Origin of the sequence: Parageobacillus thermoglucosidasius (genome assembly GCF_001295365.1) — a bacterium.
Classification (GTDB): Bacteria; Bacillota; Bacilli; order Bacillales; family Anoxybacillaceae; genus Parageobacillus; species Parageobacillus thermoglucosidasius.
The window spans coordinates 1,971,243-1,980,195 of record NZ_CP012712.1; the positions used below are offsets into that span (position 1 = coordinate 1,971,243).

The 8,953-nt window shown below is 44.8% G+C and carries 14 protein-coding genes; 7 read left to right on the plus strand and 7 right to left on the minus strand.

Annotation, left to right across the window (positions count from 1 at the left end; translation table 11 throughout):
• The first annotated feature begins 132 nt into the window (after positions 1-132).
• Positions 133-351: a hypothetical protein gene (locus tag AOT13_RS09810; RefSeq protein WP_042383227.1), complete on the plus strand. Its 219-nt coding sequence runs from the start codon at positions 133-135 to the stop codon at positions 349-351.
• Between the two features lie 21 nt (positions 352-372).
• On the opposite strand, the gene AOT13_RS09815 is transcribed toward AOT13_RS09810, so the two are convergent.
• Together AOT13_RS09815 and AOT13_RS09820 are read right to left on the minus strand one after the other, a co-directional pair.
• Positions 373-756, minus strand: coding sequence for an Hsp20/alpha crystallin family protein (locus AOT13_RS09815; protein WP_042383226.1), 384 nt, complete (start codon positions 754-756; stop codon positions 373-375).
• 96 nt (positions 757-852) lie between these two features.
• Positions 853-999, minus strand: coding sequence for a small acid-soluble spore protein P (locus AOT13_RS09820; protein ID WP_013401186.1), 147 nt, complete (start codon positions 997-999; stop codon positions 853-855).
• 124 nt (positions 1,000-1,123) lie between these two features.
• On the opposite strand from AOT13_RS09820, the gene AOT13_RS09825 reads away from it, so the two are divergent.
• The gene (locus AOT13_RS09825; RefSeq protein ID WP_003251486.1) at positions 1,124-1,387 is read left to right on the plus strand and encodes a hypothetical protein; all 264 of its coding nucleotides are present in this window, start codon (positions 1,124-1,126) and stop codon (positions 1,385-1,387) included.
• A gap of 58 nt (positions 1,388-1,445) precedes the next feature.
• Here AOT13_RS09825 and sspO read toward each other — a convergent pair whose 3' ends face one another.
• Complete coding sequence (gene sspO / locus AOT13_RS09830; RefSeq protein ID WP_035502197.1) at positions 1,446-1,595, minus strand: small acid-soluble spore protein SspO; 150 nt, start codon at positions 1,593-1,595, stop codon at positions 1,446-1,448.
• Positions 1,596-1,813: 218 nt separating this feature from the next.
• Here sspO and acnA point away from each other — a divergent pair, with 218 nt between their 5' ends.
• Complete coding sequence (acnA, locus tag AOT13_RS09835; RefSeq protein ID WP_042383221.1) at positions 1,814-4,534, plus strand: aconitate hydratase AcnA; 2,721 nt, start codon at positions 1,814-1,816, stop codon at positions 4,532-4,534.
• Positions 4,535-4,590: 56 nt separating this feature from the next.
• Here the strand turns inward: acnA and sspL are convergent, their stop codons facing one another.
• Complete coding sequence (gene sspL / locus AOT13_RS09840; RefSeq protein ID WP_013401183.1) at positions 4,591-4,728, minus strand: small, acid-soluble spore protein L; 138 nt, start codon at positions 4,726-4,728, stop codon at positions 4,591-4,593.
• Positions 4,729-4,795: 67 nt separating this feature from the next.
• A complete protein-coding gene (locus tag AOT13_RS09845; RefSeq protein ID WP_013877172.1) occupies positions 4,796-5,725 on the minus strand; it encodes a DMT family transporter in 930 nt (309 codons plus the stop codon).
• A 357-nt stretch (positions 5,726-6,082) separates the two neighbouring features.
• Here AOT13_RS09845 and AOT13_RS09855 point away from each other — a divergent pair, with 357 nt between their 5' ends.
• Together AOT13_RS09855 and AOT13_RS09860 are read left to right on the plus strand one after the other, a co-directional pair.
• Positions 6,083-6,748 (plus strand): ribonuclease H family protein, encoded by a 666-nt coding sequence (locus AOT13_RS09855; RefSeq protein WP_042383218.1) that lies wholly within the window; start codon positions 6,083-6,085, stop codon positions 6,746-6,748.
• 7 nt (positions 6,749-6,755) lie between these two features.
• The gene (locus AOT13_RS09860; protein WP_003251478.1) at positions 6,756-6,974 is read left to right on the plus strand and encodes a zinc-finger domain-containing protein; all 219 of its coding nucleotides are present in this window, start codon (positions 6,756-6,758) and stop codon (positions 6,972-6,974) included.
• Positions 6,975-7,024: 50 nt separating this feature from the next.
• Here AOT13_RS09860 and AOT13_RS09865 read toward each other — a convergent pair whose 3' ends face one another.
• On the minus strand, positions 7,025-7,285 hold the full coding sequence (locus AOT13_RS09865; RefSeq protein WP_003251476.1) for a DUF2564 family protein: 261 nt from the start codon (positions 7,283-7,285) through the stop codon (positions 7,025-7,027).
• Between the two features lie 129 nt (positions 7,286-7,414).
• On the minus strand, positions 7,415-7,615 hold the full coding sequence (gene cspD / locus AOT13_RS09870; protein ID WP_003251474.1) for a cold-shock protein CspD: 201 nt from the start codon (positions 7,613-7,615) through the stop codon (positions 7,415-7,417).
• Between the two features lie 313 nt (positions 7,616-7,928).
• On the opposite strand from cspD, the gene AOT13_RS09875 reads away from it, so the two are divergent.
• Positions 7,929-8,180 carry a hypothetical protein gene (locus AOT13_RS09875; protein ID WP_003251445.1) on the plus strand — a complete coding sequence of 84 codons (252 nt, stop codon included), beginning with the start codon at positions 7,929-7,931 and terminating at the stop codon, positions 8,178-8,180.
• Between the two features lie 210 nt (positions 8,181-8,390).
• Entirely contained in the window at positions 8,391-8,795 is a 405-nt protein-coding gene (locus AOT13_RS09880) for a sporulation protein (protein ID WP_003251443.1), read from the plus strand.
• The last annotated feature ends 158 nt before the right edge of the window (positions 8,796-8,953 follow it).

Below are 8,953 nucleotides of genomic sequence, written 5' to 3' on the forward strand. Positions count from 1 at the left end.
AATCTCCACAATGGTGGAGGTTCTCGTTTTTTGTATAGGATAGGAGGGAATGTGAGAGATGAAAACATAAAAGTCTAATGGAATGAAAAGAGAAAAAAATAGGCAAGCGCCCAACGACTCACAGATGGACGCATGGCAGCTGGCGCAAAACCGGTTGCGATGGATATTGATGGCCTTTGTTACATACATAAACGAACGGTGGAAAAACGGCAATCTCTTCTTTCCGTTTTCATAAACAAGCGGTTCGGCTTGGGAAGCGAAATAAAATTTGTTATTACCATTATGATGCAAAGCCACCCGCAAAAGCTTGTCCATCGAAATCCGGCAAAAAACGGGTATCTGTATGCATGAAAAATCTGTTCATTCAAGTTATCAGTTTCTCTCGTTTATCATGATCGCATACCGGTTTGTATTGTTTGCATTTTCGGCTTTACTTATATGGATTTCTAATGTTGGATCGGAAAAATAAGCGCAAATTTGTTTATGTTGAAGCGGAAACGGCAAAGGAACAGCCCGCTGTTTCCAAAGCGCTTTTTCTTTATGAATTTGGATGATGATCGCGTTTGTTTCACAAAGAACGGTTAGTTGTTCTTTAAGACAGTTGGGAATTTCTGCTTCGATAATGTAATGAGTATCCGTTTCAAAAACGTCAATCCGGAATGTCTTTTCATCTAATTCGCATGTGAACGATTCACCGCATAACAAATCAAGCCACTTACGCAACTCATGTTGTTCTGTTTTTTTCCTGTTTTCCAAGAAAATGCTCCCCCGCATTCCAAAATAATCTTGCCGTTGTTTATTGTATGAATGAACAAAGGAAAGGTTCACGGCGGGAGCGGAAAACCATTTTATTTACATATCATGGCTGGAATGATGTTTTTGCCGCGTGTGATTGCGATTTTTTACCTTTTTGGACCCGCTTAGCGGTTCCGGTTGTCCGGGGTTGTCACCTTTTGCCGCGTTTTTGCGCATGTCGGTACTTGTGTTTTTATTGACCATGTCCATTCCCCTCCTTTTGTTATTAGCATGCCGGCATCTTCCTTAATTATTCACGGTATAATTCAGGCTACGTTTGGAACGATAAGTAATGAATGACTGCCATTGATGAAGGAGGAAGGCAATCATGGCTTATCATAAAACGAAGCAGGAAGCGTTTCAAGCGGCGCAAAAGGCAACGATGGAAGCGAAGGAGTGGCATGATCATTTAGTGCGCGACCAAGCCGATTACGGCCATCAATTAAGCCATTTAAAGCAAGAGGTGAACGAAGCGTTTGCCCAAATTAACAACGCGCTTGAAGTCGCCTCGGAAAAACAGCGGCTGCAGCTTGAAAAGTTCCGCAGCGACTTGCAAGCGATTGTCGATGAAGTGAATGAAATACAATCATAAAGGGAATGCCAGCCATTCGGCATTCCCTTTTGCTTGCGATAGCGAAACAAACATAAAGCTATTGATTCTTTTTTCTTTTCTTGTTGTTTTGGCGCTGCGCTTCTGTCAATGGCTCGTTGGAAAATTCTTCGTTATAGCCGGCTCCCTTTCCTTGCGCGTCCGCCGCATTCATGCCGGGAATGACATGATTGGCTTTCCGTTTGCCCATCATTTTCACCTCCGCTACTAGTTTGCGGCTGGAAGATCACTTTATGCTTTTTTTGAAAAAGAATAATATGACGAAACCTTCGAAATTCTATTTACAACTTATCTTCCTTATAATAAGATAAAAGCGTATTAAATTTTACGGGTGTTGGGAGAATTCGTGCTATTTTTTCGACTTTGTGGCGAAAAAATAGTATAGTAAGTAATGAGGGGGTAATACATATGGCAAAACAAGACGTTTTCAACGCCCGCTCTTCATTTGAAGTAAACGGTAAAAAATATAACTATTACCGTTTGCAAGCGCTTGAAGAAGCGGGGATCGGCAACATCTCCCGTTTACCGTATTCGATTAAAATCTTGTTAGAATCAGTACTTCGGCAAGTAGACGGACGTGTCATCACAAAAGAGCATGTCGAAAACCTTGCCAAATGGGGAACGCCGGAGATGAAAGACATCGACGTTCCGTTTAAGCCATCGCGCGTCATTTTACAAGACTTTACCGGCGTACCAGCCGTCGTTGACTTGGCGTCGATGCGTAAAGCGATGGCGGATATGGGCGGAGATCCATATGAAATCAACCCGGAAATTCCGGTTGACCTCGTTATCGACCACTCTGTGCAAGTGGATAGAGCCGGAACGGATGACGCACTGGAGTATAACATGAACTTAGAGTTTGCGCGCAACGCGGAGCGCTACAAATTTTTAAAATGGGCGCAGAAAGCATTTAACAACTATCGCGCTGTTCCGCCAGCAACCGGGATTGTCCACCAAGTCAACTTGGAGTATCTCGCTAACGTCGTTCATACAGTTGAAGGAGAAAACGGCGAATATGAAGCATTTCCTGATACTCTAGTTGGCACGGACTCCCATACGACAATGATTAACGGCCTTGGCGTTCTTGGATGGGGAGTCGGCGGAATTGAAGCGGAAGCTGGCATGCTTGGACAACCTTCCTACTTCCCAGTGCCGGAAGTAGTCGGTGTTCGTTTAACCGGAAAACTGCCAAATGGCACAACGGCGACGGACCTTGCTTTAAAAGTAACCCAAGTGCTTCGCAAAAAAGGCGTTGTCGGCAAATTCGTCGAGTTCTTCGGACCGGGTGTGGCGACATTGCCGCTTGCGGACCGCGCGACGATTGCGAACATGGCGCCGGAATACGGTGCGACATGCGGCTTCTTCCCAGTAGATGCGGAAGCGCTTGACTATTTGCGCTTAACTGGCCGTGATGAGCATCATGTGCAAGTGGTTGAAGCATATTGCAAAGCAAACGGTCTGTTCTATACGCCAGATGCGCCAGAGCCTGTATTTACAGATGTAGTCGAAATTAACTTGTCCGAAATTGAAACGAACTTGTCGGGACCGAAACGCCCGCAAGACTTAATTCCGCTTTCGCAAATGAAACAATCGTTCCGTGAAGCGGTAAAAGCACCGCAAGGAAATCAAGGCTTCGGCTTAACGGAAGCGGATCTTAATAAAGAAATCACCGTCACGTTAAACGGCGAAGACGTCAAAATGAAAACAGGCGCCGTTGTCATTGCCGCGATCACAAGCTGTACAAACACTTCGAATCCGTATGTATTGATCGCAGCTGGCTTATTGGCGAAGAAAGCGGTAGAAAAAGGATTGCAAGTTCCGAAATATGTTAAAACATCGCTTGCGCCGGGTTCGAAAGTCGTAACAGGTTATTTGCGGGATTCCGGATTACTTCCATATCTCGAAAAGCTCGGCTTTAATATCGTTGGTTACGGCTGTACAACATGTATCGGTAACTCCGGCCCGCTTGCGCCAGAATTGGAAAAAGCGATTGCCGAAAACGACTTGCTTGTGACAAGCGTGCTTTCCGGAAACCGCAACTTCGAAGGCCGGATCCATCCGTTAGTAAAAGGCAACTACTTGGCGTCACCTCCGCTTGTCGTCGCATATGCGTTAGCAGGCACGGTCGACATTGACTTGTTAAACGATCCGATTGGCAAAGATAAAGACGGAAATGACGTATACTTCCGCGATATTTGGCCATCGATGGAAGAAGTCAAACAAGTCGTCAAACAAGCGGTTGACCCAGAATTGTTCCGCAAAGAATATGAGCGCGTGTTCGACGGCAACCCGCGCTGGAATGCGATCGAAACGACGGATGAACCGCTTTATCAATGGGATGAAAACTCGACATACATCCAAAATCCGCCGTTCTTTGAAGGATTGTCGCCAGACGTGCGCAAAGTCGAACCGCTTAAAGGTTTGCGCGTCATTGGCAAATTCGGCGATTCTGTCACAACTGACCATATTTCTCCAGCCGGAGCGATCGGCAAAAATACGCCAGCTGGCCAATATCTCATCTCGAAAGGCGTCGAGCCGAAAGACTTCAACTCTTACGGGTCCCGCCGCGGCAACCATGAAGTGATGATGCGCGGTACGTTTGCGAACATCCGCATCCGCAACCAAATCGCTCCTGGCACAGAAGGCGGCTATACGACTTACTGGCCGACGGGAGAAGTTACAACGATCTACGATGCGTGCATGAAATACAAACAAGACGGCACAGGGCTTGTCGTTATTGCCGGCAAAGACTACGGAATGGGAAGCTCCCGCGACTGGGCGGCAAAAGGAACGTTCTTGCTTGGCATCAAGACGGTCATCGCGGAAAGCTTTGAGCGCATCCATCGCTCCAACTTGGTGCTCATGGGCGTGCTGCCATTGCAATTTAAAGAAGGGGAAAACGCAGAAACGCTTGGCTTAACCGGCAAGGAAGTGTTTGAAGTGCATATTGACGAAAACGTCAAACCGCGCGACCTTGTCAAAGTGACAGCGACAAATCCAGATACAGGCGAGAAAAAAGAATTTGAAGTCATCGTCCGCTTCGACAGCGAAGTCGAAATCGACTACTATCGCCATGGTGGAATTTTGCCGATGGTGTTGCGTGAGAAACTTGCAAAAGCGAAAAAATAATTGGAACATAGAACATAACGAAGCAGGCTCTTGAGAAGCAAGGGCCTGCTTTATTGTTATTTTGTATTCGCTTTTTTTGCCGCGTTTTCTAGCTCGCTTTTCGGATCTGGAGTGAATGACGCATCTTGGCCGAATCCTTGTGGATTGACGCCAGGGGCTTTTGTCCCGCGATTTTTGCTGCCATTCTTCGCCATCGCGCTCACCTCCGAATATAGTATTTCCGTTATTGCGCAAAATATAAAAAGACACCAAAACAATGATTTAATGGGTTATGCGCCGTTTCGCGCGCCACCGTTTTTCCGTTATGAACGCAATGGGAAGTTCCGCGAAAATCATTCCGCACAAAATGCCGATGCAGCCGATGATCGCAGAAGCCGTTAGCCGTTCTCCTGCCCATATGTACGCGGTAAGCGCCGCAAATACTGGTTCCATCGCAAAAATAAGGGCGACGCGAGTAGCCGTCGTATATTTTTGAAAGTTGGTTTGAACGAGAAACGCCGCCGTTGTCGCAAGCAATGACGTAATGAGAAGCGCTGTCCATACTTCCCGCTTTTGTAAAACCGCCGCATTCCATATTTGTGTTTCATCTTCCAAAAGAAACGCGATAATCGTACACAGCACCGCCACGGTGAAAATTTGCGTCATTGTTAATAACATGGGCGAATAGTGCACCGAATATTTTCCCGTCGCAATAATGTGCATCGCAAACGAAATTGCGCCAAAAAAGACAAATACATCTCCGCGATTAAATGTCCACTTGCCGTCGCCGCCCATTAAAAAATAGAGGCCGGCTGCTGCCATCACCGCACCGATGACTGCATTGACCGATGGCTTTTGCTTGAGAAAAAGAAAAGAAAATAACGGCACAAGCACAACGCTGAGCCCAGTAATAAATCCTGCTTTTGACGAAGTCGTAAACAGCAAGCCGACTGTTTGCAGCGCATAGCCGCCAAACAGCCAAAGCCCCATCCATATGCCGGAGCGGATAAGCGGCAATGTATAGTGGTGAAAAAGGGAGCGGTGGAAAATAACCAGCCATCCTAATAAAAACAATCCCGCAAGACTAAAACGAATCGCATTAAATGAAAGCGGCTCAAGAAAAGCGATCGCGTTTTGCACAACGACGAATGTTGCCCCCCAGACGAACGTGACGGCAAGAAGGCTGGCGTCAGCTACCCATCGTTTTTTCAAGCCAATCCCCCCGTTTGCTTCTTTTGATTCACCATGCAATGGACGGCACTATGCCATCATTGCCGAACAAGAACATCTTTTTTGCCAAAATGAGCGGCGGAAACACGTACAAAAAACATTGATACAGCAGGAAAATCTGCATAATAATAGATAATAAAGGAATAAGGTAAAAAATCAAGTCCAATCGCAGCCTAGTACTTAGATCATCAGACAACGAAATCACTTTTTGCTGGTTTCTTTTAACATCTTTTTTATTAATCAAAAGTCATTGCTTCACATGTTTTTTTCACTATATTGTATAATAAAAAAATAAACGTACAGATTGTGCGCGGATTGATTGTGGAAGGGTGACGATGCTTGGACGTCAGGATTCAGTGGACATATATTACGCCGAAAAAACGCGAAGTAGTGCTTACTTCCGATTTTGTGCCTGTTGATGAGGCGCTCCGCTTGGCCGAGGATTTTGAAAAAACAGGCCGCGTCAAAGAACTGTGTTTTATTGATGGCAATGATGTCACGTGGTCAAAAAAAGAATTAAGCAAGCTATTAAAAGAAATGGAAACAGAACCACATGATGTCATCGCTTATTTTGATGGCGGTTTTGATCGCGGCACATTGCAGGCCGGAGTCGGAGTAGTGATTTACTATAAACAAAACAACGGGCAATATCGGCTTCGCGCCAACCGCCAGCTTGAGGCGTTAAAATCAAATAATGAAGCGGAATACGCCGCGTTCTGGTTTTTAATGCAAACGCTTGAGGAACTCGGCGTCCATCATTTGCCGGTCATTTTCCGCGGCGATTCGCATGTTGTCCTGAAGCAGCTATCCGGGGATTGGCCGTGTTTCGAGGATGACTATCACGCATGGTTGGACTGCATTGAAGAAAAAATCAGTGAATTGGGAATCCAGCCCATTTATGAGCCGATTTCACGCAAACAAAATAAAGAGGCTGACCAGCTTGCCCGCCAAGCGCTGGAAGGCCAAACAATTACTAGCATGATGGAACTTACGGAGAAAGGGTAGGCATAAAATGAGAGAGAAAAAAGCAAACAAACGAAAAGAAATATTAGACAAACTGAATGAGTTGCATCAAACGTATTGTGAGGGCTGCTTTTTAAAGAGCACGTTTCGAAAAGAATACGGCAAAACGTACGCGCAATCTTTTTGCATTAACCACTGCACGGTTGGGGAGAAAATGCGGCAGTACGGAGCTATGTTGCTGGCGACGACTTCCCGTTCGACAAAATAGCGGAAAAGGGACTTCGCAAAAGAAAGGAAGCCCCTTTTTTAACGCGTTGTTCAGCGCAACGCTTCATTTAATTGGTGTTCGACGCTGGCAAGTTTCTGCTCATAATGCGATAAAAATTCTTCATCGGCGCCGGTTGCTTGCCGGCGGGCACGGGAAAGCTGGGCATGCGCGTTGGCGACTGCTTGCTTGGCGCCTTCGAGCATGTCTTTGTCCAAGCCCATCGTCGCCTGACCTACCATTTTTTCTGCTGCTTTGACAAACATTTCGACTTGTTTAAGATCGTTATAACCGGAATGAATATCGCGTTCCATTCGGCAAACACCTCCTAGCGAATAGTGTCTGTCGGATGCCAGGAAATATGCACATAAAAAGCAAAAAGCCGGCAATATGCCGGCTTTTTTGTTCCGCTTACGTTCTTTTCGTTTATATCAACGAACGCTTTATAATTTTACAACGTTAGCAGCTTGAGGTCCACGGTTTCCTTGCACGATTTCAAACGAAACTTCTTGACCTTCTTCTAAAGTTTTGAACCCTTCACCTTGGATCGCTGTGAAGTGAACGAATACGTCAGAACCGCCTTCCACTTCAATAAAACCATAACCTTTCTCATTGTTAAACCATTTTACTTTACCGCGTTGCATAATACTGAATTCCTCCTAATACCTTTAGCCTTTAGGCTAACTGAAAGATTTTTTATCAAATAACGGAATATACTTCACAGCAATCTAAGGTGGACGAACACGCTGAATGCCTGAAATATATTCTGTTATATGATGACTTTACTATACACTAATGTAAGGGGCATCGTCAAGAAAAAGACGATGAAATTCAGAAAAAAATTACAAATGTTGCAGAAGAATGACCAAATGGTTTCATGGAAAGCAAAAAAGTAAGAATATACGGAAGAAATAAGCCATACATTGCATAGTAGGAACGCAAAGGGGGATGGGTGTGATGTACCGCGGAAAAATCGCGGGCAAAGAGGTGATCGTTCGTTTAGGAAATAGGGTGAGCCGGCGGTATTTTTATGATAACAAAATTTACAACATGGTTCTTTCTTACGGTGAAACGGCGTTTAAAAAAGGGCAAGAAACGTTTTGCATTTATAATGACCGTGTCGGTTTGATTGTGGCAGAAGTCGAAAAACACGATATTCCAATCATTCGCATTGATTACATTATTGAAAATGAAAATGTTTATGAATGATAGCTGACAAACAGGAAAAAATGCTATGTAACTTGACTGTGTGAACGGCATTGACGCACTATAATAATAGTGGTGCGGTGAAGCAGACTTTTGCCGAAAATAAGGCATAAGTCTGTTTATTTTTATGGCAAATTAATGAAACAAACTTTCTTTTCGCATCGTACTATATGATGGCGGAATAAAAAGTTCAAAAGGTAAGAGGTGTATCGTATGTTGTTGCGCAAAATGATGTCAAGACTCGGAGTCGGATCGGCGTATGTCGATTTGATTTTAAATAAAACCGCATTTCAACCGGGGGAATATATCGAAGGGATGCTTCATATTTGCGGTGGCACAGTGGAACAAAAAATTGAAAAACTGGATGTGGAATTTGTCCAAAAAACGTTGCGTGACCGGAAAGAAGTCGATACGGTCATTGCGACGATTCCGATTGCGGGAACATTTTCGATCGAGGCGGGGCAAAAAAAGGAAATACCGTTTACGTACCGGGTACCAGATTCCCTTCCGCCTTCGCAGCCCGGCGTTTCGTACCGGTTTATAACCCGTTTGGATATTGAAGATGCGGTTGATACGTTAGACTTTGACTATATTCAAATTTTGCCGAAACAAAAATAAGGGAAAATCTTATTGACAACGCTTACATTTTTGTTTATCCTATAATCAAGTTAATAATGGTGGCGGAGATGCTGGAGACCCACACATGATTCCCTTTAGTGCTAAGGGAAGATTGTGTGGGTTTTTGTCTTTTCCGGCACGAAACAAAGGATGCCGTT

Coding starts and splice junctions, on each gene's coding strand:
- AOT13_RS09820 (WP_013401186.1), bottom strand. CDS start 999: ATGGTCAATAAAAACACAAGTACCGACATGCGCAAAAACGCGGCAAAA.
- AOT13_RS09860 (WP_003251478.1), top strand. CDS start 6,756: ATGAGAGAGAAAAAAGCAAACAAACGAAAAGAAATATTAGACAAACTG.
- AOT13_RS09865 (WP_003251476.1), bottom strand. CDS start 7,285: ATGGAACGCGATATTCATTCCGGTTATAACGATCTTAAACAAGTCGAA.
- sspL (WP_013401183.1), bottom strand. CDS start 4,728: ATGGCGAAGAATGGCAGCAAAAATCGCGGGACAAAAGCCCCTGGCGTC.
- AOT13_RS09880 (WP_003251443.1), top strand. CDS start 8,391: ATGTTGTTGCGCAAAATGATGTCAAGACTCGGAGTCGGATCGGCGTAT.
- AOT13_RS09825 (WP_003251486.1), top strand. CDS start 1,124: ATGGCTTATCATAAAACGAAGCAGGAAGCGTTTCAAGCGGCGCAAAAG.
- sspO (WP_035502197.1), bottom strand. CDS start 1,595: ATGGGCAAACGGAAAGCCAATCATGTCATTCCCGGCATGAATGCGGCG.
- cspD (WP_003251474.1), bottom strand. CDS start 7,615: ATGCAACGCGGTAAAGTAAAATGGTTTAACAATGAGAAAGGTTATGGT.
- AOT13_RS09875 (WP_003251445.1), top strand. CDS start 7,929: ATGTACCGCGGAAAAATCGCGGGCAAAGAGGTGATCGTTCGTTTAGGA.
- AOT13_RS09810 (WP_042383227.1), top strand. CDS start 133: ATGGCAGCTGGCGCAAAACCGGTTGCGATGGATATTGATGGCCTTTGT.
- acnA (WP_042383221.1), top strand. CDS start 1,814: ATGGCAAAACAAGACGTTTTCAACGCCCGCTCTTCATTTGAAGTAAAC.